This window comes from Stenotrophomonas sp. STEN063, from assembly GCF_056854515.1.
This window is the reverse complement of record NZ_JBXFWF010000024.1, coordinates 16688-40895: the sequence shown is the minus strand read 5'-3', so window position 1 is coordinate 40895 and position 24208 is coordinate 16688. Positions and strand designations below refer to the sequence as shown.

Here is a 24208-nt window from a genome sequence, read left to right as displayed (position 1 = left end):
ATCGCAGTGAATGTTTTCGCCCCCCTGATCATCGCAGCCACCGGCGTTCCGGCCCTGTGCTTCGCCGTGTGGAGCGGACGCCCCGGCACCGCCCATGCACGCGGGCTGGGCCTGCACTGGGCCTTGATCGCACTGTGCATGTTCGTGGCGGCCACCGGCGTCTATCTGGCCGGTGACAACCGCAACATCGCCTACGGCGTGATCATCGCGCTGGTGGTGGCAGTCAATGCGCTGGGCATTTCGCTGGTGCTGCACCTACGCCGCGGCAACAACGGAGCACCCCGCCGGTGAGCGAGAAGAAGGCCTATCCGCTGCGCATCAACGCTGATGTTCTGGCTGCGACCCAGCGCTGGGCCGACGACGAACTGCGCAGCCTCAACGCGCAGATCGAGTACGTGATCCGCGACGCCCTGCGCAAGGCCGGGCGCCTACCCAAACCTGAGCAGGAACCCAAGGAAGAGCAATGAGCACGCAGTGGAAATACCTCGTCGTCGAATTGAAAACCACCCTGATGGGCAGCTTCAAGGCAGAAACACTGCAGGAAGAACTGGACAAGCAAGGCCGGCTTGGCTGGGAGCTGGTCAACGTGGTCCATGCCACACCCACCATCTCCACCCCCACACTGGTTTTCAAAAAGGCGCTGTAATGAAGACCTTGGGGAGATTGATCACCGCAGCGATTCTCTCACTCGCCGGCAGCGCACAGGCTGCCGACCCGGCTGCCTTGGCCACCCAGCTACTGGACCGGCTTGATGCTGGCCAATACGCTGCTGCCGAAGCGGATTTTTCGGCGCAGATGAAAGCGGCGGTACCGGCAGACAAGCTCAAGGCAGTCTGGGAATCACTGCCCGCGCAGATGGGCGCGGCCGGCCCGCGCGGTGAAGCAACAACCAGCGAAGCCGACGGCTTCCGCATCGTTGTCGTCCCACTGCGCTACGCCAATGGCGCACTGCAGGCACGCATCGTGCTGGACAAGGACGACAAGGTGGCAGGCTTCCTGGTGCAGCCTGCAACGGCTGCGCCGGCACCACCGCCTGCGGCGGATGCCAGCTTCATCGAGCAGGACTTCAGCGTACCGGCCAGTGGTAGCGCCAGCGCGCCACTGCCGGGCACGCTGACCCTGCCCAAGGGCAAGGGCCCCTTCCCCGCCATTGTGCTGGTGCACGGCTCCGGCCCGCAGGACCGCGATGAAACCATCGGCCCCAACCGCCCGTTCCTGGACATCGCGCGTGGACTCGCCGCGCAGGGCATTGCCGTGCTGCGTTACGAAAAGCGCAGTCATGCACGTCCGCAGGATTTCAAAGGCAGCTTCAGCGTTGATGACGAAACCACCAACGATGCGGTCGCGGCGGTAAGCGCGTTGGCGGGCAACGCCAACATCGATCCTCGCCACGTGTATCTGCTGGGCCACAGCCAGGGAGGAATGCTGGCCGGGCGCATCGCCAAGGCGGCCAATGGCAAGCTGGCAGGACTGGTACTGCTGGCTGCACCCGCGCGCCCCATCCTCGACCTGCTGGCCGAGCAGAACCGCTACATGCTTGGCCTGGACGGCACGATCAGCGCCGAGGACCAAGCCCAGCTCACCGCACTGGACGCAGCAATAGCGAACGTGCGCGGCAATCCGGAAGCGCGGTTGATGGATGTCCCCGGTCGGTTCTGGCAGCAGCTGGAAGCAGTCGACCCCATCGCCGACGCACGCGACAGCACGCTGCCAGTGTTGGTGCTGCAGGGTGGCCGCGACTTCCAGGTGATCGACACCGACTGGCAGCTGTGGAACAAGGGCCTGCAGGGGGAGCGCTACCGCTTCCGGCACTACCCGGCGCTCAACCACCTCGGCATCGCCGGTGAAGGCAAGGGCTCACTGGAAGAATACGCGCGCCCGGGCCACGTCGATCCAGCGCTGATCAACGACATCGCGCTATGGATCAAGGCGCAGCGATGAGCAGCCGGGACACCTCGCCAACCGAGACAACGGCATTCAACGTCGCCACGCCAACCAGCTCAATCCTGCTCTGGTTGTGGACGCCCATGCTGCTGGTGCTCAGCATCGATCCGCTGACCAGGGTGTTCGCCGGCAAGCCACCGTTCCAGGCGACGTTCGCCTCCTGGGGCGGCTGGTTGATACTGTCCGTGGTTGGCGCAGCGCTGACCGTGGCCTACCGGCGACGCGAACTGCGCGTTGAACCGAAGCAATTGACCATCGCCGCCACCTTGTACACCCGGCGCGTGGCGCTGAGTTCGATGCGCCTGGAACGCGCGCGCATCGTCAATTTCGCAGAGAACCCTGATTTCAAGCCGGGCGGGAAATCCAATGGCTTCCAGTTCCCCGGCTTCCGCGCGGGCCACTTCCACATGAAGGGTGGCGGCAACGCCTTCTGCCTGATCACCGACAACAGCCGCGTACTGGTGATCCCGCTGCGCGACGGCAACAGCGTGCTGGTCAGCCCCGAACAGCCGCGCGCCCTGCTGGATGAACTCAGGCGGCTGGCCGACGGCGGCGCACCGGCCTAAGCTGCGTACATGCGCAACGCTCCCCATATCCTGCTGAACACGCCCGACATCGAGATCTGGCCGGGCGGCCTGTTGCGCGCGCGCAGCAATGACGATGCACGCGTACTGGCGCGGGCAACGCATGTACTGCGACGCAAACGCGATGGGCGTTACCTGGCGGCGCAGCTGCGCGGCGGCCTGATGCCCCTGGTAACACGGCTGGCGGACGAACCCGGCATCGACTTTGCGTTGACCGCATTGGAAGCCTTGCGATCTCAGCCATCCCGTATCCCGCCCCCGAGCGGCAGCCTGCCCTTGCATCAACTGCAACTGCATCTGCAGCAACTGGATCTTGATGCCGACGCCTACGCCGCCCGGACCGGTTTGCCGCTGGTCGCCGAACCCGTGCATCTGCACCTGGCGGGCTTTGATCGCTACCGCAGGCCACTCTGGCTCACCCGTGGTGCGGCGCGCGGCTGGCAGCGCATGCAGCAGGCAGCGGCTGGTGACGGCGTCGCGCTGGATGCGATTTCCGGCTACCGCAGCCATGACTATCAGCTCGGTATTTTCGAACGCAAGCTGGCGCGCGGGCTGAGCGTTGACGAGATCCTCACCGTCAACGCCGCACCCGGCTACAGCGAACACCACGGCGGTGACGCACTGGACATCAGTACGCCGGGCGAGCCTCCTGCCGAGGAATCCTTCGAGCACACCGCAGGCTTCGCCTGGCTGCAGCGGCACGCCGCAGGTTTCGGCTTCCACATGAGCTACCCGCGCGACAACCCGCACGGCATCATCTACGAGCCCTGGCACTGGTGTTATCGCCGCAATGAAAACGCCACCGCCCGAGGGTGAACGTCGGCGGCTGGTGCAGGCAGCGCTTGGCGCAGGCCTGCTGGCCCAGCTGCCCGCATGCAAATCCCGATCCAGCCAGACATTGGCCAGCGATGTCGCGCAGCTGGACCGCACCGCCGTTGCCGGCGTGGTGCGCCCTGCCAGCAGCGCCGGCGTAGTTGCGGCCCTGCAACGTTGGCCGGGCACCGTCTGCGTCGCTGGCGGCCGCTACAGCATGGGCGGACAGACCCGGGCCGAACATGCGCTGCAGCTGGACATGCAGCGCATGGATCGCCTGCTGTGGCTGGACCCGGAAACACCCAGCGTGCGCGTGCAGGCTGGCATGCGCTGGCGGCAACTGCAGGAGCATCTGGATCCGCGTGACCTCGCCGTCAAGGTGATGCAGAGCTACAGCAACTTCAGCATCGGCGGCTCGGTATCGGTCAATTGCCACGGCCGCTATGTCGGCAGCGGCGCACTGGCAGGCAGCGTGCGCGCCCTGCAGCTGGTCACCGCCGATGGTCGCGTGCTGGAGTTGTCCCGCCAGCAGCAGCCGGCATTGTTCGCCGCGGTGATTGGCGGCTACGGCGGCCTGGGCGTGATCACCGAGGTCGAGCTGGACCTCGCGCGCAACGAGAGAATGGCACGCAGCGTCGAACAGCTTGCCCTCGTCGATTACCCGGACTGGTTCAACGCCCATGTACTGGGCAGGCCCGAGGTAGTGCTGCACAACGCCGACCTGCTGCCACCGGACTTCAATGCTCCGCTGGCGATCAGCTGGAGCCGCAGCAGCGCCGCACTGACCGACGCAAGACGGCTGATGCCCATCCGCGCCAGCCATGCCAAGGACCAGAACCTGATCTGGGCCGCATCCGAACTGCCCGGCGGCGACCAGCTGCGCGACCTCTACCAGACACGCAGCCTGCTCACCGAACCACGCGTGGTGATGCGCAACCTGGAAGCCAGCCTGGATGCGGCATCGCTGGAGCCGCGCACACGCCGGATGTCGTCCTACCTGCTGCAGGAATACTTCATCCCGGTTGCCGGATTCGCGTCCTTCGCACGCACCATGGCCGGAATCCTGCGCAGGCACGACGTCAATGCACTGAACATCTCGATCCGCCACGCGCCTGCCGACAACACCTCGTTGATGCGCTGGGCGAGCGAAGAAGTCTTCTGCTTCGTGCTGTACCACAAGCAACGCAGCTGGAACGCCGCCGAACAGTACAGCAGCGGCTGGACCCGCCGCCTGATCGACGCCGCGCTCGAGCATGGTGGTCGCTACTACCTGCCCTACCGTCTGCACGCCAGCCAGGCGCAGTTCCAGCGCGCCTACCCGCAGGCGGTGCAGTTTGCCGCCATCAAGCAGCAGCTGGATCCTGGCAATCGTTTTCGCAACCTGCTGTGGGAGCGCTACCTGCCGCGTTGAGCGGGCTCGAAGCCAAAGTCGCCCTCGTGTATGCGGACTTCCCGCTTTCCAGGGATACCGGCTTCGCGGCTTACGCCGCTCCTGCAATCGGGAGCGCACCGCATTTGTGGGAGCGGCGTAAGCCGCGAGGCTGACGGCAACCGAGCTGCTGGGCAAAACCGCAATCAAGGGAGGCATCAGGCTTAACACCATGGCAGATTCAGCCAGGTGGGCTGCAATTCGGCGCTGACGATCTACCGGCTTCGCGGCTTACGCCGCTCCCACAGAAGAAAGCAGACGCTTCACCTCGCCACTTAGTCCTGCGAGCGATTGGTCTTTTGTCTGGGTTCTACACTGAAGTCGGCGATGCGCCATAGATACAGGCTGGCCCAGGTGCGGTACGGGCCCCAGCGTTCGCCGCGCTCGGCCAGCGCCTTGGGCGTCAGCATTGTCTCGCTGCCATCCACGCGCTGTGCGCCCTTGCGGATACCCAGGTCATCGATCGGCAGGATGTCGGGACGACCGAGGCGGAACATCAGCATCATCTCCACCGTCCAGCGGCCGATGCCGCGCACTGCCACCAGTGCGTCGACGATGGACTGGTGATCCATCACCGACATCTGCCGCAGGCCCGGCAATTCACCGGCGCGCTCACGCCGGGCGAGATCACGCAGCGCCAAGGCCTTGTTGCCCGATACGCCACATGCCCGCAGCCCGGGGTCATCAATCAGATCGAGGCTTGCAGCGTGCAGGCGCTTGCCGCCAATCGCCGTCTCCACCCGCCCGACTATCGTCGAAGCGGCCTTGCCACTGAGCTGCTGGAACAGGATTGCCCGCGCCAACGCATCTACCGGGTCGAACGAACGCGCCCAGCCCGGTGGCGCCGGCAACGGCCCGATGCGGCGCATCCAGCCGGCCAGGCGCTTGTCCACCCGCTGCAGGTGCGCCTGCGCCTCATCGATGTCGAAGCCGCGTCGATAGCGGGGCATGGCTCAACGGCGCAAGGCACTGAGTGCCAGCAGCACCCAACCGCCCATCAGGGTGATGCCACCGGCCGGTGCCAATGTCGTCGGCCAGTGCATCAGCACATTGCCGACCAGGCTGCCGGAGAACAACAACGTTCCCAGCAGCAACACATACAAGGCACCGCGACCCAACTGGTTCACCGAGGACGCACCCAATCCCACCAGCACCACGCCGTGGCCGAATGCGTACAAGGCCGCGGTGTTCAGGTGCGACTGCGCCAGCGCGTCACTCACCCCATGCGAGGCGTAAGCCGACAGGCCGACCGCCGCCGCCGCCAGCAGGCCGCCGCAGAAAGCCAGAAACGAGGGTTTACGCGCACGCCGTTCCACTCCCAACATCTCGTTCTCCAATCAATCCTGCAAACACCATCCATAAAAAAACGCGCCGCTGGAAGCGACGCGTTTTCTCGATCAGATCATCGACAACAACCCGATGATTACTTGACGGCCCAGTACAGGTCGTAGGAACCATCGACGGTGAAGGCCTTGGCCACGCCACCCTTCCACGACTCATACGGACGGTCAACAACTTCGTTGCCGGTGGTGGTAGCCCATGCACGCAGGCCGTTACGGGCCAGGTCCAGGCCAGCCATGTGGCCGGTGTAGGAAGCAAATGCCGAACGGTGGGCCGGAGCATGCACGTAGGTCACCGGGTTGCCCGCGGGGATCTTGACGCTCAGCTCGGCGGCATCACCCGCAGCAACCGGTGCCGCAGCAGCGGCCGGAGCGGCAGCTTCGCCGTCCTTCTTGTCGGCAGCCGGAGCAGCAGCGCTGCCCTTGCGAACCGGCAGAGCCACGTCGAAGGCGTACTTTTCAGCACCGAAATCGGTGGTGACGATACGGACCGGACCAGCAGCAACCAGACCATTGGCATCCATCGCGCGCTTGATCCATTCCATGTTGTCGTCGATCGACTTCTGGATGGCATCGTTGTTGCGGTCGATGTTACCGGCGTTGACCACCAGCAGGTTTTCAGCCGGCACCTGGACAACCTTCAGGTCGTTCAACGGCGCTTCGGCAGCAGCGTAGTCAACGTTCGGCACCGAGGCCAGCATGTTGGCCATGCGCGACAGACCCAGCTTCAGGTCGTCGCCGATGTGGCGGCTGACGTACAGGCCAGCGTAACGACCAAACAGGTCGAAACCGTACTTGACGCTGTAGTCCTGGGTGATCTTGACGTTGCGATCGTTCTTGCCGGTCGGCTCGAGCGTGAACGAGGTCACCTTGTCGGTACCGCGGGTCGGGTCTTCGATGGCAATCACGACGCGCTTGTTCTTTTCGCTATCGGTGATTTCCCAGCTGCCCTGGCCCAGGCCCGTGGAGGAATAGTCCATGCGGGCGCCCTTGCCGGCGTCCGGGCCGCTGAACTTCAGCTCCACGGCCTTGTCGCGCAGCACAAGCGGATTCCAATCCTTGAAGCGGCGCAGGCTGTTGACCGTGTCATACACGATCGTCATCTTGCGGTTGGTTTCGATGCTTTCGGTAATGTGGCGCTCGCCCGGCAGACACACGCCAATGAGGACAAACAGGCCAGCCACGATCCCCAAAGCGATCAGGAACTCGATAATACGGGTCATTCAGGAGTCTCCGGGGCCGATCCCACGGCCGGGTTGATTTGAAGGGAAGCCCCCATCCTAGCAGGCTTTCCGCAGGTTGTTCAGCACATTTGGCGCACCGGTTTCCATTACCAGAATGCGCTATCTCACAGATAGGCCGCAGGGTAGCGTCTAAACCACCAACCCAGCGTGCCTTCAGCCGATAGCTCGGACTGTATTTCGTCCGCAGCGGCGGTATTTTCCACCGTCTTGGGTGTCCAACACCAGTACCGCAACCAACTTTTCACGAACCGCCACCGCGCCATCCACAGCGCCGCATGCCGCATTCATCCAGGCCCAGGCAGCACCGGCTGTCCGCCGTTCACACCAACTGCAGTTCAAAGGCCTTGAGCACGGCACGGGTACGGTCGCGCACGCCCAGTTTGGACAGAATATTGGAGACATGGTTCTTGATGGTGCCCTCGGCCACACCCAGGGAGTTCGCGATCTCCTTGTTGGAGAAGCCGCTGGCCATCAGCCGCAGGATCTCGGTCTCGCGGTCGGTCAACGGGTCCGGCCGGTCCAGGCTGACGAACTCATTGCGCATGTGTTCCAGCCCCGACAACAGGCGCTGGGTCACCGCCGGCTGCACCAGCGAGCCACCGTTGGCAACGGTGCGGATGGCGCCCACCAGCTGTTCCAGGGTCACATCCTTGAGCAGATAGCCCTTGGCGCCAGCCTTGAGCCCAGCCAGCACCAGTTGGTCATCGTCAAAGGTGGTCAGGATGATCGAGGGCGGCAGCGTCCCGGCGCGGCTGAGCGTCTGCAGCGCTTCCAGCCCGGACATCACCGGCATGCGCATGTCCATCAGCACCACATCCGGCTGCACCTGCGGAATCATCTCCACCGCCTGACGGCCGTCGATGGCCTCGGCCACCACTTCAATACCGTCATCCAGCGCCAGCAGCGAACGGATGCCCTGCCGGACCAGGGTTTGGTCGTCGACCAGACAGACACGGATCATCAATTCACTCCTTGCGGCCCCGAGGCCAACATCATATTGGTAACCAGTGGCAGGCTGGCGCGAAGACGGAAACCCTCACCCCTTCGTGCCGATACGTCCAGCACACCCCCATACTGCGCCAGCCGCTCGCGCATGCCGCGCAAGCCATTGCCCGGCATAATTTCCTCGAAATCACCACCGATGCCGTCATCATGCGCGCTGATGACCACCTGCGCGGCATCCCGCTCCACGTTGATCCACAGATTGTGGGCGCCGGCATGGCGCACCGCATTGGTGATGATTTCCTGCGTACAGCGCAGCAGCACATGGGCGCGCTCGGGATCTTCAACGCTGAACGGGTCATCGATCTGCAGATGGATATCCAGCGACGGTACCCGCTCGGTCAGCGGCCGCAGGGCGGCTGCCAGGTCGATCGCCCCGCTCTCGCGCAGCTGGCTGACCGCCTCGCGCACGTCGGTCAGCAGCAGCTTGGCCAGGGTATGCGCCTGGCGGACGTGTTCCTGCGCCTGGCCCTCGGTGATATGCCCGGCCACTTCCAGGTTCAGGCTCAGCGCGGTCAGATGGTGGCCGAGCAGGTCATGCAGCTCACGGGAAATACGCGTGCGCTCGTTGACCCGCGCGCTTTCGGCCAACAGCAGCCGCGTGGCCCGCAGCTCGGCGTTCAAGCGCCGCTGCTCCTCCCGCGCCTGGGTCTGCTGCCGGGCCACCAGGCTGGTGACAAAGATGAACATCGAGAAGCCACCGTATAGCAGCGACTGCAGCAGCGCCTCGAACAGCGGCAGGCCGAGGATCAGGTTGTAGACCGGAAGCACCGCCAGCTGGCTCAGCACCAGCCAGATGACGCCGACCCAGCGGCTCAGCAGCCACGGGATCACCCCGGCCGCGACCATCATCAGGATGCTGCCCAGGCCAGTGGCGGACAGATAGCTCACCACCAGCGCCGAAACCGTCAGCAGCAGCAACGCCAACCGGTCGTACCAGCTGGTGTGGCCAGCAGCATTGAGCCCCCGGGTCAGCCAGAAGTAGCAGCCGCCAAAGGTCAGGTAGGCCAGGAACAGCCAGATCGCCTCCCCGGCGGCAGGCTGCAGCACGCCCTCCTCCGGCGCGTACTGGGTATAGATCAGGGGCAGGCTGACCAGGGCCCAGGTAAACAGGCCGGCCAGGCGGAGGACTCGGGTATGGCTGAGGTATCCCAACATGCCTGCATGGTAAGGACCCGGCCGCCCCAACGCCCTCCCTCGGAAGTCATGCATGGCGACCTTCGCTGATGGCTCGCCCGGCTCGGGCCACCCATGCGATAATCGCGCCACAGCCCTTTGGGCCGACCGCGATACCCCACGGAGTCACAATGTCGATTGTTATCCGCGACGTGCGCGAGCACGAGCTCGATTCCGTCCTGGCACTGAACAACAACGCTGGTCTTGCGATTCTTCCGCTGGATGCAGCCAAGGTCCGCCGTTTCTACGAAACAGCCGAATACTTCCGGGTTGCCGAACGTGACGGCAACATGGCCGGCTTCCTGGTCGGCTACGGCAGCAACAGTGCCCATGACAGCTGCAATTTCGCCTGGTTCCAGCAGCGCTACCCCAGCTTCTTCTATATCGACCGCATCGTGGTGGCCAGTCGCCGCCGTGGCGGTGGTGTCGGCCGCGCGTTCTATGCCGATGCCCAGAGCTATGCTGAGCTGCGCTACCCACAGATGGCCTGCGAGGTGTTCCTCGACCACGGCGCCGATGCCGCCCTGCTGTTCCATGGCAGCTTCGGCTTCCGCGAGGTCGGCCAGAACACCATGCCCTCGGTCGATGTGCGGGCCAGCATGCTGCTCAAGGATCTGTGCAGCTACGAGTGGGTAAAAGAGACCTATGGCGACAACCTGCCCGACGTTCCCTGGGTAGGCAACACACGCCGGCTGCTGCAACAGCGGCCGACCGGAACCTGAGATGGCAGTGAATTTGGATTACGAACAGGCTGGTGAACTGAAAATCGGGCAGGTCGGCATTGCCAACCTGCGCATCCGCACCCTCGACGTGGAGCGCCTGGCCCAGGAAATGCGCGAACGCGTGGCGCGCGCGCCCAAGCTGTTCGGTCGCGCGGCGGTGATCCTGGATTTTGGTGGTTTGAGCCAACTCCCGGACCTGACCACCGCACAGCAGCTGGTCAACGGCCTGCGCGACGCCGGCGTCCTGCCGGTGGCACTAGCCTACGGCACCAGTGAAACAGAAACCCTGTCGCAGCAGCTGGGCCTGCCGGTGCTTGCCAAGTTCCGCGCCCAGTACGAACCACTCGAAGCCGAACCTGCAGCTACACCGGCGTCTGCTCCCAAACAGAGCAAACGCGCTGCAGCCGCAGCACCGGCACCCGCCGCACCGACCGCCGCTGCCGCCGCACCGCAGCCCGGCAAGATGCAGCTGGGCACGGTGCGATCGGGCCAGCAGCTATACGCCGAGAACTGCGACCTGACCGTACTCTCAACGGTGGGCGCCGGCGCTGAGGTCATCGCCGACGGCAGCATCCATATCTACGGTACGCTGCGAGGCCGCGCATTGGCCGGTGCCCAGGGCAACACCAGCGCACGCATTTTCTGTCGCGACTTCCACGCTGAACTGGTCGCGATTGCAGGACGGTATAAGGTACTGGACGATATTCCGGACAAGCTGCGCGGCAAGGCCGTGCAGGTATGGCTGGAACAGGACCAGATCATGATTGCTGCGCTGGATTGACGCAGCTCACAACGACATTCAGGAGAGATCCTTTGGCTGAAATCATCGTAGTCACCTCCGGCAAGGGCGGCGTCGGCAAGACCACCTCCAGCGCCAGCATCGCCTGCGGCATCGCGCGGCGCGGCAAGAAAGTTGCCGTCATCGACTTCGACGTCGGCCTGCGCAACCTTGACCTGATCATGGGCTGCGAGCGCCGCGTGGTGTACGACTTCGTCAACGTCGTGCACGGTGAGGCCACGCTGAAGCAGGCCCTGATCAAGGACAAGCGCTTCGACAACCTATACGTGCTGGCTGCCTCGCAGACCCGCGACAAGGACGCACTGAACAAGGAAGGCGTGGAGAAGGTCCTCAAGGATCTGGCTGCCGACGGCTTCGACTACATCATCTGCGACTCCCCGGCCGGCATCGAAAAGGGCGCGTTCCTGGCGATGTACTTCGCTGATCGCGCCGTCGTCGTGGTCAACCCGGAAGTGTCTTCGGTACGCGACTCGGACCGCATCATCGGCCTGCTCGACTCCAAGACCGCCAATGCCGAAGCCGGCAAGGCCGTGCCGGCCTACCTGCTGCTGACCCGCTACAGCCCCTCGCGCGTTGAAAGCGGCGAGATGCTGAGCATCACCGACGTGGAAGAAGTGCTGGGGCTCAAGGCCATCGGCGTCATCCCCGAATCCGGCGACGTGCTCAACGCCTCCAACAAGGGCGAGCCGGTCATCCTGGACGCCGAGTCGCCGGCCGGCCAGGCCTATGAGGACGCTGTCGGCCGCATCCTGGGTGAAGAGCGCCCGATGCGCTTCACCACCGTGGAGAAGAAGGGCTTCTTCAGCAAGTTGTTTGGAGGATAAGCATGGGACTGCTCGACTTCCTGAGACAGAAGAAGACCACCGCCGAAACCGCGAAGAACCGCCTGCAGATCATCATCGCGCAGGAACGCAGCACCCGCGGTGGCCCGGACTACCTGCCGCTGCTGCAGCGTGAGCTGCTGGAAGTGATCAAGAAGTACGTCAACATCGACGCCGACGCGGTCAAGGTGGACCTGGTCAAGGATGGCGCCAACGACGTGCTCGACATTTCCGTGGCCCTGCCCGACGACAAGTGATGACAGCCCGGCGGCCACGGCCGCCGGGACTCCAGTGCCCGTGAACCAACACCCTGCCAACGAACCAACCCAGCCGGTGCTGTGCGTTGGGGATATCCAGTGGACCGACGCTGCGGACCTGCTCGCGCGCCACGGCCTGCGCCTGAACCACGTCGCCGCCGGCGAGAAGATTCCCGGCAGTTATTGGGGCGAGCCAGAGGCCGGCATCATCGCCTGCGATGTCTATGTGCGCGACGACACGCCGGTGCATTCGATGCTGCACGAGTCCTGCCACCTGATCGTGCTGCCGCCCGAGCGGCGTGCGCAGGTGCACACCGACGCCACCGACTCGGTGCCCGAGGAAGACGCTACCTGCTACCTGCAGATCGTGTTGGCCGGGCAATTGCCCGGCGTGGGCAGCCCGCGGCTGATGGCCGACATGGACAGCTGGGGCTACACCTACCGGCTGGGTTCGACCCAGGCCTGGTTTGAGCAGGACGCCGACGATGCAAAGCGTTGGCTGATCGAGCGCGAGCTGTTGTCGGGCGAATGACCTTGTAGGAGCGGCGTAAGCCGCGAAGCCGATAGACCATCCGGTCCGAAGGTTGCCAGCCCACAAGCATTGCCAGCTTCGCGGCTCACGCCGCTCCTACAAAACCCCTCGCCCCTTGCCTTAGCGCGGCCTGGAACTCCCCATGTCCAAGATGACCCGCGTGCCCCGCTCCGGCTGCGAATGGATCTCCAGCTTCCAGCCCAGGTGATCACACAAGCGCGCGATCAGGTCCAGGCCAATTCCAGCGCCTGGGTTGCGCTCGCCCTTGCTCATGCGCGCATACACCTGCGCCACTTCCTCCGGACTCATGCCGTGGCCGGGATCTTCGATGGTCAGCACTGCATTGGCGGAAACGCCGACACGCACCTCGCCGCGATCACTGTTCTCGATGGCATTGCGCAGCAGATTGCCAACCGCCGCCTGCACCACCGCCAGCGGCGCGAGCACCTGACACGGCGCGGCTTCCACCAACACCAGCTCCAGTTCCTTGCCCTTGGCCAGGTAGCGATGGTCTTCGGCAACCTCCGGCAGCAACTCATCCAAGGCAACCAGCTCACTCATCGCCGACAGCTTGGCCGGGTCACGCGCAAGCACCAGCAGCAACTGGATCAACTGTTCCATGCCAGTCGATGTGCTGCGCACCCGCAGCAGTTGCTGGCGCGCCCTGTCCGGCAATCCCGGCTGCTCCAGCGCCAGTTCAGCGGCACCGGTGATCACCGCGATCGGCGTGCGCAGCTCGTGGCTGGCGGTACTGATGAACGCACGTTCGCGCTCGACGAAATGCTCGTTGCGCTGCAGGTAATCATTCAAGGCACCGGCTATCACTTCCAGCTCGGTACTGCCGCGCTTGTCCACCAGCACCCGCTGCCCGCGCCGTTCGGGGCTCAGCTTGGCAATGTCCTGCGCCAGCACCGACAAGGGCCGTACCAGGCGGGTCATGCCAACCCAGGCCATCAGCAAGGTCACCAGCAACAACGCCACACCCGCCAGCAGCGCCCAGCGCGTGATGAAGTGCTCCAGCTCGCCGAAATCCGAGATATCCAGCGCCAATACCACCCGACCGAAATCGGAGGTATCGCGGACCATGACCGCGGTGTCCTTGCCATCCAGCAACGCGCCGTCATGCAGCCCGGGATGCAGCCTGCCCAGGCTCTCGGGAATACCTGCCGGCTCGCGTTCCGAGTAGAACCGCAACGTGTCCGAGTCCTGCCAGTGGTATGCCGGATCGGTGCGCATCTGGCCGATGATGCTGTCCAGTTCGGTGTTCAACAGCGAGCGCCACACCGCGTGCTCGGCGTGTTCGTGCACATAGTTGGCGGCACTGAACACCGCCAGTGTCACCAGTGCGACATAGATCGCCAACCAGCCCAGCAATTTGCGGCGCAGCGTGCGCCGTGTCATGGCGCGCCACCCGCCGCGGGTGCGGACAAACGGTAGCCCACGCGCGGCAAGGTCTGCAGCAGCTTCTGTTCGAATGGACCATCCACCGCGCGACGCAGTTCGTAGATATGCGAGCGCAGCATGTCGCCGTCCGGCGGATCATCGCCCCAGAGCGCATATTCCAGCTGGTCGCGGGTAACTGCCGCCGGGCTTGCCCGCATCAGCACCTCGAGCAGTTTGCGGCAGGCCGGGTACAGGTGCAGCACCTGCCCTGCGCGTTGGGCTTCGAACGTGGACATGTCCAGTTGCAGGTCATGCACTTCCAGCACCTTGCGCGGGTTGCGCCCGTTGGTGCGCGCCAGCACCGCCTCCAGCCGCACTTCCAGTTCCGGCAGCGCGAACGGTTTGGTCAGGTAGTCATCGGCACCGGCGCGGAAGCCGGCGATCTTGTCCGGCAACTCGTCGCGGGCGGTGAGCATGATCACCGGCACCTCGGAGCGGAACTCCTCGCGCAGCTTGCGCAGCACTTCCGGCCCTTCCATGCGCGGCAGCATCCAGTCCAGCAGGATGGCGTCATAACTCTGGGTGCCGGCCAGGTGCAGGCCGGTGATGCCGTCCGGGGCAACATCGAGGGTATGCCCGCGCGCTTCGAAATAATCGAACAAGTTGGCGATCAGATTGCGATTGTCTTCGATGACCAGCAGCCGCATGCGGGCATGACCTTGCTGCCCCGGGCCGAGGCATTACCGTCGTATCCTAGCGCCGCCAACGTCGGATTGTCGTCGAAATGCAGCCGACGTCGTCCGCGGGTAGATTTCGACGTGTTTCCAACGTTGCTTGCGGCATGATCCTGCCAGCCTTTGATAACGAGCCATCTGTGCGCCCAACTCCGCCCCGCTCTTCATCCAATAGACTGTGGTTCGCCATCCTGATCGCACTGGTCATCGCCAGCCTGCTGGCAGGACTGGGCATGCGCTCGCCGCAGCCACCGGACGAGCCGCGCTTCGTGCTGGCCGCACGGCATATGGTGGAGACCGGGCAATGGCTGCTGCCACACCGTGGCAGCGAGTTGTATGCGGAGAAGCCCGCCACTTTCATGTGGATCCAGGCGGCCACTTACAAAGTGATCGGTGACTGGAACCTATCCTTCCTGGTGCCCTCGCTGCTGGCCGCCCTGCTCACGCTTTGGCTGACCTGGGACATGAGCCGGCGCCTGTGGAACCGGCAGATCGCCCGTTATGCCGTCGTCGGGCTGTTCGTCTGCATCCAGTTCGGGTTGATGGCCAAGCGCGCGCAGATCGACATGGTGCTGGTCGGCATGACCACGCTGGCGCTCTGGGGACTGGTACGCCATTTATTGCTGGGCCCGAACTGGTGGGCGCTAGCCCTGGCGGCGTTCGCCGCTGGTGCAGGCACCGTGACCAAGGGTGTCGGCTTCCTGCCCTTGCTGATGCTGCTGCCGTGGATGGCCTGGCGCTGGCGCCATCCGCAGGCCGCCGGACCGGGGCGCAGCTGGGGCTGGTGGCTGCTGCTGCCCGCCTTCCTGGCTGGCACCGCGATCTGGCTCGGTCCATTGGCCATTGCCTTGCTGCAGAACCCCGAGCCGCACCTGCAGTCCTATGCCAAGGAACTGCTGTTCAAGCAGACCGGCACCCGCTACGCCAACGCCTGGCACCACCACCAGCCGTTCTGGTACTACCTGCAGGTAATGGCCACGTTGTGGCTGCCAGGCAGCCTGCTGGCACCGTGGCTGCTACCGGCGTGGTGGCGCCGCTGCCGCCGCGCCGATCCGCGCTACATCCTGCTGCTGGGCTGGGCCCTGTTGGTACTGGTCTTCTTCAGCGCCAGCCCGGGCAAGCGTGAGGTCTACATCCTGCCGATGCTGCCGGCCCTGGCCATCGCGGCGGCGCCATTGCTGCCCGGCCTGCTGCGCCGCACCGGCGTGCGCTGGCTGCTGCTGGCCTACGTGCTGCTGTTGGCACTCGCCACCCTGGTGGTCGGCTACGGCGCCGTGCACGGCGATGGCTGGGCCCAGCGCAATGCGATCAAGCGCGCTATCGACCCGTGGGTGCTGCCGCAGGTTGGCTGGTGGCTGATCGGCTTTGGCGCCGCCTCGCTACTCGTGGTGGCGGTACTGCGACTGCGCCGCGCTGGGCTGGCGGTAGTGCTGACCACGGTAATGCTGTGGTCGATGTATGGGCTCGGCGCGATGCCTGCACTTGATCCCTACAGCTCCGCTTCGCTGGTGATGGACAAGGTCCGTGCGCGCATCGGACCGGACGCCGAGCTGGGCATGGTTGCCTGGCGTGAACAGAACCTCCTGCAGACCCATCCGCAGGCTACCGACTTCGGCTTCAAGCGCCCGGTCGCCGAACAATGGGAAGACGCGGCACGCTGGGTCACTGCCGACCCGCAGCGGCGTTGGCTGTTCGTGCTGGACAAGGCAATGACACCCTGCGCAGATGGTAGCCAGGTCATCGATATCGGCAGTGCCAACCGCAACAACTGGCAGTTGCTGCCCGGCACCGCGCTGCAGGCCGATTGTGTCGCAAGGACCCACGGCGTCGTGGCCGGCAGTGAAGGCGCACTGGAAAGCGACGGCGATTGACGCCTGAAGTCTGCAACGCGTCTATGGACGCGGACCTGTTGAAACACACCTGAGAGAGGCTGCGCCGGACCCGGCACAGCCTCTCTTGCATGGATGCTGCCGTGCCCATCCCGGCAGCCAAGCTGAAGCACCGACAAATTCACGACATCGCTCCTACCTGTCTCCGACACAGGCCGACCGAGCATGGCCGCATCCAGATTGACGGTGCTCCAGCTCCATGTCGCAGCAACCCACTTCCGCCACCCTGATTCCGGCCGCCGAACGCAGCCGTTTGAGTTTCGCCGGGCGTGCCCTGCTGATCCCGCTGATGATTGCCGCCGCCGGCAGCCTGTTGTTGATGGCAGGCAACGGTGACCAATGGCTTGCCGATCAGCTGTTCCGCTGGCAGGGCAGCCAGTGGGTGTTGAAGGATGCGTGGTGGACCAGCCACCTGATCCACAAGGGCGGCCGCAACCTGACCTGGTTTGTTGCCCTGCTGGTGATCCTGGCGCTGATCCGCAGCTGCATGGACCTGCGCTGGCGCCCACTGCGGCGGCCGCTGGCCTACCTGCTGTCATCGGTAGCGCTGACCACCAGCATCGTCGCGCTGCTGAAATCCTGGACCCATATGGACTGCCCCTGGGACCTGGAACGCTATGGCGGACTACGCCCCTTCATCGGCCTGTTCGAACAGCGCCCGGTTGCCCTGGGTCACGCCGCCTGCTTCCCGGCTGGCCATGCCGGTTCGGGTTACGCCTGGGTGGCGCTGTTCTTTTTCATGTTGCAGGTGCGCCGGCAATGGCGCTGGCCGGCACTGGGCACCGCCCTGCTGGTGGGCATGGTGTTCGGCCTGGCCCAGCAGCTGCGTGGCGCCCACTTTGCCTCGCACGACCTGTGGGCACTGGCAATCAGCTGGCTGGTCGCAACCGTCCTTTACCTGTGGATGTTCCCAGCGTCTGCATCGATCACATCCCCAGCGCGTGCTGCACATGGCGCCATTGGAGAAAACGCATGAACGTCGCTGTCGCCCGCCCTGTCGGACTGCAGCTGTCCTGGTCGCGCCTGCGCAACTGGCGCCCGGAGATCAGCACCGAAGCCTTGATCCTGTTGGCCAGCGTGTTCTTCGCATTGGTCTGCAACACCTTGTTCTGGCGCAGCGCGCTCGCCACCAACCCGGGCAGCATCCTGTTCGCGGTATCACTGTTTGCACTGCTGGTGAGCGCGCATGCAATCCTGTTCAGTCTGCTGATCTGGCGTTGGAATGCCAAGGTTGTGCTGACGCTATTGTTCATCACCACTGCCTTCGCCACGCATTACATGAACAGCTACAACGTCTATCTGGACGCGGACATGCTGCGCAATGTGCTGGCCACCGATCACAAGGAATCAGGCGAGCTGATGACGCCGGCATTGTTGCTGCCGCTGCTCGGCTATGGCCTGCTGCCGACACTGCTGCTGTGGCGCGTGCGGCTGCGCAAGCGCAGCTGGGGACGCACCCTGCTGTGGCGTGTCGCCTTCCTGCTGGGCGTGATCGTGACCGGCGGCGCCGGCACCATGCTGTCGTTCCAGAATGTTTCCGCGTTGATGCGTAATCACCGTGAAGTGCGTTACCTCGCCACGCCGGCCAACTATCTGATCGCGCTGAAGCAGAACCTGGCCAGTTCCAGCCCGATAAAGAAGCAACCCAAGTTGCCGCTGGGCACGGATGCCAAGGCCACGCCGCGTGCCGCCACCAGCAAACCGCGCCTGTTGGTACTGGTTGTGGGCGAAACCGTGCGTGCACAGAACTGGGGCTTGAACGGCTACGCCCGCCAGACCACGCCGGAGTTGGCGCAGACCGGCGTGATCAACTTTCCTGACATGCATTCCTGCGGCACCAGCACCGAAGTGTCGCTGCCCTGCATGTTCTCGCCGTTTGGCCGTCACGACTACGACGAAAAAAAGATCCGCGGTCACCAGTCACTGCTGCACGTGCTTGAACACGCAGGCATCGCTACCCTGTGGCGCGATAACCAGTCCGGCTGCAAGGGCGTTTGCGACGGCCTGGAAATCCAGCGTCTGGATGATGCGACCACGCCGGGCCTGTGCGCCGACGGCCGCTGCATGGATGAGATCCTTCTGGAAAACCTCGCTGCACAGGTACGCGCCAAGGCCGGCGACCGGGTGGTTGTGCTGCACCAGCTCGGCAACCACGGCCCGAGCTACTTCCAACGCTACCCGGCGCAGTTCCGCCAGTTCGCGCCAACCTGCGATACGGCAGACCTGGGCAAGTGCAGCCGCGAGGACATCGTCAACAGCTACGACAATGCGATCCGCTACACCGATCATTTCCTGACCCGCACCATCGCCTCCCTGCGCGGAATGGAAGACTACGACACCGCGATGATCTACCTGTCCGATCACGGCGAGTCGCTGGGTGAGAAGGGTCTGTATCTGCATGGAGTGCCGTATGCGATTGCACCGGAAGAGCAGACCCGGGTACCGATGGTGATGTGGTTCTCGCCGGGGTTTACCGCAGATCGTGGCCTGGACATGAGCTGCGTACGCCGCCGGTCTGCGCAGCGCAGCGACCAGGACAACCTGTTCCCCTCGGTGCTTGGGCTGATGCAGGTGCAGACTTCGGTGTATGACCGGTCTCGGGATGTGTTTGCGGAGTGTGCGGGCTGATGGAATAACGGGATCGGTTGTTGGCGTGTTCCGGGCAGCTGAGATGCAGGCCCTGTAGTTTGCAACGCGGTAGGTTGCGGAAACTTCTGCTTTGGCTTTGGCTTTGGCTTTGACTTCTTTGAGCTTTGGCTTCAGCGTCCCTTCTCCCGCTTGCGGGGGGAACAAAGGGCCTGCCCCGCGAAGGCGGGGGTGCCCGAAGGGCGGATGGGGGAAGCTGTTGCAGTTGCTTGCTCTACGTTGCTGTGATGACCCTTCAGCTTCGCGGCTTACGCCGTTCCCACAAACAGCCTGCCGCCTGCAACAAGGAGCTTCCATGGCCACCTTCCCGCAATGGCTTCCCTGGGCACTGCTTTCCGCCGTATTCGCGGCACTCACCGCCATCTTCGCCAAGCTCGGCCTGCAGAACATCGACTCGGACATGGCGATGCTGTTGCGCACGGTAATCATCAGCGTGGTGCTGGCTATGTTCGTCGCCGCCACCGGCAAATGGAGCAACCCGCTGCAGCTACCCGCCACCACGGTAGGCTGGCTGACGCTGTCCGCCCTGGCCACCGGCGCCTCCTGGAAGTGCTATTTCCGTGCCTTGCAACACGGCCCAGCCTCGCAGGTAGCCCCGGTCGACAAGCTCAGCGTGGTGCTGGTGGCCATCTTCGCCGTGGCCTTCCTGCACGAACGTCTGGCCTGGCGCGAATGGCTGGGCGTGGCGATGATCGGCGGCGGCGTTCTGCTGATGGCGTTCAAGCGCTGAGCTTTCCCCACTTGCGGCCCGGCCGCTGCCCCACTAGCCTTCGCCGGTACTTACAAACCGGGGTTTGCTGTGAAGAATCGTCATTTGGTCCTGGCCGCCGCCGTTGGCGTGGCCGTGCTCTCGCTGGCTGCCTGTAAAAAGGACGCCGCCACCGACGCCGCCAAGCCGGCCACCACCCAAGCCGCACCGGCCGAAAGCGCCGACCAGTTCATCGCCCGCGTCAATGCCGAATACAAGGCCATGTACCCGGAAATGACTTCGGCCCAGTGGCTGTCGTCCACCTACATCAATGACGATTCGGCCCGCGTTGCTGCCAAGGCCAACGAGCGCTGGCTGACCGTGCTCAATGGCTGGATCGAGCAGGCCAACAAGTACGACGGCCAGCCGATGAGCGCCGACACCAAGCGCGCCATCAGCCTGCTCAAGCTGATGACCTCGATGCCCGCCCCGCGCGACCCGCAGAAGCTGGCCGAACTGGCCGGCATCGCCACCAAGCTGGAAGGCGACTACGGCGCGGGCACCTACTGCGTGGGCGAAGGCGACAACAAGAACTGCCGCCAGCTGGGCGACCTTGAGAAGGTGCTGGCCACCTCGCGTGACTACGACAAGCAGCTCGATGCCTGGCAGGGCTGGCAGTCCACCGCCGTGCCGTCGCGCGCCAACTACCAGCGCTTCGTCGAACTGGTCAACGAAGGTGCCCGCGAACTGGGCTATACCGATGCCGGCCAGATGTGGCGCAGCGGCTACGACATGCCGGCCGACCAGGTCGGCCCGGAAACCGACCGCCTGTGGGAGCAGGTCAAGCCGCTGTACGAGCAGGTGCATTGCTATACCCGCGCCAAGCTGGACAAGGAATACGGCAAGGACAAGGCCGAGGTTGGCGGCGGCATGATCGCCGCGCACCTGACCGGCAACATGTGGCAGCAGGATTGGAGCAACCTGTGGGACATGACCGCGCCGTACCCGAACGCGGGTAGCCTGGACATCACCGCCGCACTGGAAAAGCAGTACCAGACCAACCTCAGCGCAGCACTGGCCAAGGCCGGCGGCAGCGACCCGGCAACCCGCTTCAAGGCACAGCGTGAGGCAGAGCTGGCCACTGCCCGGCAGATGACCGAGCGCGCGCAGGACTTCTACGTCTCGTTGGGCATGCCCAAGCTGCCGGAGAGCTACTGGCAGAACACCCAGTTCATCAAGCCGCTGGACCGCAACGTGGTTTGCCACGCCAGTGCCTGGGACATGAACATGGGCGGCGACGGCAAGGACATCGGCGCTGATGTGCGCACCAAGATGTGCATCACCCCGAACGAAGAAAACTTCACCACCATCTACCACGAGCTCGGCCACATCTATTACGACCTGGCCTACAACCCGTTGCCGCCGTTGTTCCAGGGCGGCGCCAATGACGGCTTCCACGAAGCCATCGGCGACACCATCGTGCTGGCGATGACGCCGAAGTACCTCAACTCGATCGGCCTGGTCGGCGCGCAGCAGGAAAGCCGCGAAGCCACCATCAATGCGCAGATGCGCATGGCGATGTCGGGCGTGTCGTTCCTGCCGTTCGGGCTGATGATCGACCGCTGGCGCTGGGGCGTGTTCGACGGCTCGATCAAGCCGGACCAGTACAACCAGAAGTGGTGGGAACTGAAGGCGCAGTACCAGGGTGTGGCCCCGGCCAGCGCACGCGGCGAAGAGTTCTTCGACGCCGGCGCCAAGTACCACGTACCGGGCAACACCCCGTACCTGCGCTACTTCCTGGCCCGCATCCTGCAGTACCAGTTCTACAAGGGCCTATGCGACGCGTCGGGCTACACCGGCCCGCTCAACGAGTGCAGCTTCTATGGCAACAAGGAAGCCGGGCAGAAATTCTGGGCGATGCTGAGCAAGGGCTCCAGCCAGCCGTGGCAGGCCACGCTGAAAGAACTGACCGGCACCGAGAAGCTTGACGCCGCACCGATGCTGGAATACTTCGCACCGCTGCAGGAATGGCTGAAGCAGCAGAACGAAGGCCAGATGTGTGGCTGGCAGGCCGCAGCTCCGGCTTCTGCGCCAGTCGCCGCACCGGCGCAGCCGTCGGCACCGTAAGCACCGTAAGCACTGCAGTTGGACAAGAACGCAAAGGGCGCCGCAATGGCGCCCTTTGCCTTTCCGCTCGCGCAGCATCTGCTGCCAATCTGCCACGTATCCTCCTTGACACCTCGCCATGCCGTGGCATGGTTACCCGGCAACTTCGGGAGGTAGGAATGAAATTCGCCGCAGTCCTTGTCGCACTCGCCATCCATTCGACGCTGCTCAGTCCGGCGCTCGCGAACGAAAGCACTGGCTCCGGGCAGATACATGTCGGCATCACCGATGCAGGCAGGACGCTTGGCCTTGCATTCACGCCCCCGGACGAAGAAGGCTGGACAAGGAGTGGTTCCGGAACGAGCACGACGCTCAGCTGGAACGCGGAAAATGCTTCGGACAACCGCAAGATCGAAGCCTACATGACCACGCTTGATGCGCCGATTTCACCGCTGTCCGGCTACATCAGAACCATCAAGCGCAACCTGGAACAGGGCTACGCCGGCAGCCCCGGTTTCAAGATCAGCACACTCCAGGTTAGCGAATATGCAGCGGATCCGCGCTGTGCAAAGATCCATCTACTGCTCGAAGCGCGGCAGCCAGCGGCCGATGGACAACGGCAGTGGAGCGAGCAGTACGCACTCTCCTGCGGCTCGCTGCAGTCCAAGGGCGTCGGCTACGAGTTGCGCTACTACCATCGCTACAGCGATGACAATCGCGATCCCGGGTTTGAGGCAAACGCCAATGCCGTGCTCAGCAGCCTGAGCATCGAAGGCGATTGATGGCGTGAGCGTCTGAGCCACGTGGATGAACGGCAGCCACGCCAAGGATGAACATGGACAGTAGAAACACTGCAACAGACAACAGCGTTGACGCTCCACTGACCGGGCCCGGCAGCTACCCGCTGGACCTCACCGGCCCCGGCAGCCACACCCTGGTGCGTACGCTGGGCGTAGGCAGCCTGGTGATCGCACCTGCTGCAGCTGCGGGAAAATCCGATCTCCAGGTTGCCCCTGACCTCAGGATCAACTGGGCAGTCTTCAATCCATTCGCCACACCAGCCGGCTCACCCTGGCCGCGGGTGATCCACTACACGGGCAACGATCAAAGCATCTTCAAGTGGGCCCATCAGCGCCCCATCGAGCAGCTGACCTGGGTGCCTGGGCTCGACACCGATACCGTGGTCGATGCAACCGGATCCAACATCCGCACCCTCGCGATTCAACTGGGGCAGACGGAAGCACAGCTGCTGCTGCTCCTGCCCGGGCAGGAAATCGCAGCGAATCTCCACCTCGGTGTCTCCGGCGATATCAGTCGCTTCTCGGCGCAGGGACCACTGCCCCGCTCCCTGTCGCTGGCCCCGGAAACTGGCTCGCGCAGGGAGACCACTGCGTTCCAGCTACCGGACATGGGCGAGCTGCATGGCGTCCATGACCTGATGCTGGTCAACAAGCCGATGGCTCGCCCCATCTCGCTGAAATGCCTGTCACGCTTCAAACATCTGAAGTCGCTGAGCCTGTATGGCAACTTCGTCGACCTTGAAGCACTTGCGGCACAGCCACAACTGCAGGATCTGCAGCTGCGCTACATGCCGTCATTGGCAGGCCTGCCAGCGTTGAGCTGCTGGCCCACGCTGGACGGCTTCATTGCCTTCAATGTCGAAGAAACCGCAGGCAAGCACCTGCGCCAGCAGTTGAAGGCCCGCAGCCAGCAGCGTCCGTGGAGCGGACATGCGTCGGTATCGCAGTTGCGCAAGCCAGCATGGTGGGAAAGCGAGTTTGGCCGCCCGTTCTCGGCCTGGCCAAAGCGCTCGGCCAAGCTGGCCAATGAGGCGTACGACAGTGCTTTGGCGGCATTGGCAGCTGCACGCACACTTGCCGACGCGGAGGCCGCCCTTACCCGCTTCAGCGTACGCTTCAATACGCTCAAGGGCATCGAAACCGCCGAACGCGACGACCTCGGCGAGGCAATCTGGCAGCTCGGCCGTTCGGAGCATGCCCTGCGCCTCGGCGTAAGCGATGATCTCGCGCAGCGGTGGTTCGACGCAGCGCGCGACTATTGAGCAGGGTTGCGGACGACAGCCATCGCGATTTTCCCTT

Annotated in this window: 26 protein-coding genes; 19 read left to right on the top strand and 7 right to left on the bottom strand. The window is 64.2% G+C overall.

Features of this window, described 5'->3' with window-relative positions; all coding sequences use genetic code 11:
• The first annotated feature begins 6 nt into the window (after positions 1–6).
• The 7 genes from AC1VWL_RS08570 to AC1VWL_RS08540 are packed head-to-tail and all read left to right on the top strand — an operon-like array spanning position 7 to position 4752.
• A complete protein-coding gene (locus AC1VWL_RS08570) occupies positions 7–291 on the top strand; it encodes a hypothetical protein (RefSeq protein ID WP_482986392.1) in 285 nt (94 codons plus the stop codon).
• On the top strand, positions 288–467 hold the full coding sequence (locus tag AC1VWL_RS08565) for a type II toxin-antitoxin system antitoxin (protein WP_481531573.1): 180 nt from the start codon (positions 288–290) through the stop codon (positions 465–467). Before AC1VWL_RS08570 ends, AC1VWL_RS08565 begins: the two co-directional genes overlap by 4 nt.
• The gene (locus AC1VWL_RS08560; protein ID WP_481516908.1) at positions 464–646 is read left to right on the top strand and encodes a DUF4177 domain-containing protein; all 183 of its coding nucleotides are present in this window, start codon (positions 464–466) and stop codon (positions 644–646) included. The genes AC1VWL_RS08565 and AC1VWL_RS08560 overlap by 4 nt, the downstream gene beginning before the upstream one ends.
• Positions 646–1941, top strand: a complete 1296-nt coding sequence (locus AC1VWL_RS08555; protein WP_482986391.1) for an alpha/beta hydrolase — start codon at positions 646–648, stop codon at positions 1939–1941. The genes AC1VWL_RS08560 and AC1VWL_RS08555 overlap by 1 nt, the downstream gene beginning before the upstream one ends.
• Positions 1938–2510 carry a PH domain-containing protein gene (locus AC1VWL_RS08550; RefSeq protein WP_482986390.1) on the top strand — a complete coding sequence of 191 codons (573 nt, stop codon included), beginning with the start codon at positions 1938–1940 and terminating at the stop codon, positions 2508–2510. The genes AC1VWL_RS08555 and AC1VWL_RS08550 overlap by 4 nt, the downstream gene beginning before the upstream one ends.
• A 9-nt stretch (positions 2511–2519) precedes the next feature.
• Complete coding sequence (locus tag AC1VWL_RS08545; protein WP_482986389.1) at positions 2520–3344, top strand: M15 family metallopeptidase; 825 nt, start codon at positions 2520–2522, stop codon at positions 3342–3344.
• Positions 3319–4752: an FAD-binding oxidoreductase gene (locus AC1VWL_RS08540; protein WP_482986388.1), complete on the top strand. Its 1434-nt coding sequence runs from the start codon at positions 3319–3321 to the stop codon at positions 4750–4752. The genes AC1VWL_RS08545 and AC1VWL_RS08540 overlap by 26 nt, the downstream gene beginning before the upstream one ends.
• 293 nt (positions 4753–5045) lie before the next feature.
• Here AC1VWL_RS08540 and AC1VWL_RS08535 read toward each other — a convergent pair whose 3' ends face one another.
• The 5 genes from AC1VWL_RS08535 to AC1VWL_RS08515 form a co-directional block, all read right to left on the bottom strand.
• Positions 5046–5720: a DNA-3-methyladenine glycosylase family protein gene (locus AC1VWL_RS08535; RefSeq protein ID WP_482986387.1), complete on the bottom strand. Its 675-nt coding sequence runs from the start codon at positions 5718–5720 to the stop codon at positions 5046–5048.
• 3 nt (positions 5721–5723) lie between these two features.
• Positions 5724–6095: a DUF423 domain-containing protein gene (locus AC1VWL_RS08530; RefSeq protein WP_481614523.1), complete on the bottom strand. Its 372-nt coding sequence runs from the start codon at positions 6093–6095 to the stop codon at positions 5724–5726.
• A gap of 98 nt (positions 6096–6193) precedes the next feature.
• The gene (locus tag AC1VWL_RS08525) at positions 6194–7333 is read right to left on the bottom strand and encodes a polyketide cyclase (protein ID WP_282271152.1); all 1140 of its coding nucleotides are present in this window, start codon (positions 7331–7333) and stop codon (positions 6194–6196) included.
• 340 nt (positions 7334–7673) lie between these two features.
• Positions 7674–8315, bottom strand: a complete 642-nt coding sequence (locus AC1VWL_RS08520; RefSeq protein WP_282271150.1) for a response regulator — start codon at positions 8313–8315, stop codon at positions 7674–7676.
• Positions 8315–9514: a sensor histidine kinase gene (locus AC1VWL_RS08515; RefSeq protein WP_482986386.1), complete on the bottom strand. Its 1200-nt coding sequence runs from the start codon at positions 9512–9514 to the stop codon at positions 8315–8317. Before AC1VWL_RS08515 ends, AC1VWL_RS08520 begins: the two co-directional genes overlap by 1 nt.
• A 149-nt stretch (positions 9515–9663) precedes the next feature.
• On the opposite strand from AC1VWL_RS08515, the gene AC1VWL_RS08510 reads away from it, so the two are divergent.
• Genes AC1VWL_RS08510 through AC1VWL_RS08490 form a run of 5 tightly spaced genes read left to right on the top strand, consistent with a single transcriptional unit; the run spans position 9664 to position 12663 of the window.
• The gene (locus AC1VWL_RS08510) at positions 9664–10254 is read left to right on the top strand and encodes a GNAT family N-acetyltransferase (RefSeq protein WP_282271145.1); all 591 of its coding nucleotides are present in this window, start codon (positions 9664–9666) and stop codon (positions 10252–10254) included.
• A gap of 1 nt (position 10255) precedes the next feature.
• Positions 10256–11035, top strand: coding sequence for a septum site-determining protein MinC (minC, locus tag AC1VWL_RS08505; RefSeq protein WP_482986385.1), 780 nt, complete (start codon positions 10256–10258; stop codon positions 11033–11035).
• A gap of 32 nt (positions 11036–11067) precedes the next feature.
• Positions 11068–11877, top strand: a complete 810-nt coding sequence (minD, locus tag AC1VWL_RS08500) for a septum site-determining protein MinD (RefSeq protein WP_282271141.1) — start codon at positions 11068–11070, stop codon at positions 11875–11877.
• A 2-nt stretch (positions 11878–11879) separates the two neighbouring features.
• Positions 11880–12131: a cell division topological specificity factor MinE gene (gene minE, locus AC1VWL_RS08495; protein ID WP_282271139.1), complete on the top strand. Its 252-nt coding sequence runs from the start codon at positions 11880–11882 to the stop codon at positions 12129–12131.
• A gap of 40 nt (positions 12132–12171) precedes the next feature.
• Entirely contained in the window at positions 12172–12663 is a 492-nt protein-coding gene (locus tag AC1VWL_RS08490) for a hypothetical protein (protein ID WP_482986384.1), read from the top strand.
• Between the two features lie 120 nt (positions 12664–12783).
• On the opposite strand, the gene AC1VWL_RS08485 is transcribed toward AC1VWL_RS08490, so the two are convergent.
• Both AC1VWL_RS08485 and AC1VWL_RS08480 read right to left on the bottom strand, forming a co-directional pair.
• A complete protein-coding gene (locus AC1VWL_RS08485) occupies positions 12784–14064 on the bottom strand; it encodes a sensor histidine kinase (protein ID WP_482986383.1) in 1281 nt (426 codons plus the stop codon).
• Positions 14061–14753 (bottom strand): response regulator transcription factor, encoded by a 693-nt coding sequence (locus AC1VWL_RS08480; protein ID WP_482986382.1) that lies wholly within the window; start codon positions 14751–14753, stop codon positions 14061–14063. Before AC1VWL_RS08480 ends, AC1VWL_RS08485 begins: the two co-directional genes overlap by 4 nt.
• 134 nt (positions 14754–14887) lie before the next feature.
• Between AC1VWL_RS08480 and AC1VWL_RS08475 the strand changes: the two genes are divergently transcribed.
• The 7 genes from AC1VWL_RS08475 (at position 14888) to AC1VWL_RS08445 (ending at position 24171) form a co-directional block, all read left to right on the top strand.
• The gene (locus AC1VWL_RS08475) at positions 14888–16651 is read left to right on the top strand and encodes an ArnT family glycosyltransferase (protein WP_482986381.1); all 1764 of its coding nucleotides are present in this window, start codon (positions 14888–14890) and stop codon (positions 16649–16651) included.
• 217 nt (positions 16652–16868) lie between these two features.
• A complete protein-coding gene (locus tag AC1VWL_RS08470) occupies positions 16869–17645 on the top strand; it encodes a phosphatase PAP2 family protein (protein ID WP_482986380.1) in 777 nt (258 codons plus the stop codon).
• A complete protein-coding gene (locus AC1VWL_RS08465) occupies positions 17642–19297 on the top strand; it encodes a phosphoethanolamine transferase (protein WP_482986379.1) in 1656 nt (551 codons plus the stop codon). The genes AC1VWL_RS08470 and AC1VWL_RS08465 overlap by 4 nt, the downstream gene beginning before the upstream one ends.
• A gap of 313 nt (positions 19298–19610) precedes the next feature.
• Positions 19611–20045, top strand: a complete 435-nt coding sequence (locus AC1VWL_RS08460) for an EamA family transporter (RefSeq protein WP_482986378.1) — start codon at positions 19611–19613, stop codon at positions 20043–20045.
• A 69-nt stretch (positions 20046–20114) separates the two neighbouring features.
• Positions 20115–22130 carry a M2 family metallopeptidase gene (locus AC1VWL_RS08455; protein WP_482986377.1) on the top strand — a complete coding sequence of 672 codons (2016 nt, stop codon included), beginning with the start codon at positions 20115–20117 and terminating at the stop codon, positions 22128–22130.
• A gap of 128 nt (positions 22131–22258) precedes the next feature.
• The gene (locus AC1VWL_RS08450) at positions 22259–22891 is read left to right on the top strand and encodes a hypothetical protein (RefSeq protein WP_482986376.1); all 633 of its coding nucleotides are present in this window, start codon (positions 22259–22261) and stop codon (positions 22889–22891) included.
• A 53-nt stretch (positions 22892–22944) separates the two neighbouring features.
• On the top strand, positions 22945–24171 hold the full coding sequence (locus AC1VWL_RS08445) for a hypothetical protein (protein WP_482986375.1): 1227 nt from the start codon (positions 22945–22947) through the stop codon (positions 24169–24171).
• The last annotated feature ends 37 nt before the right edge of the window (positions 24172–24208 follow it).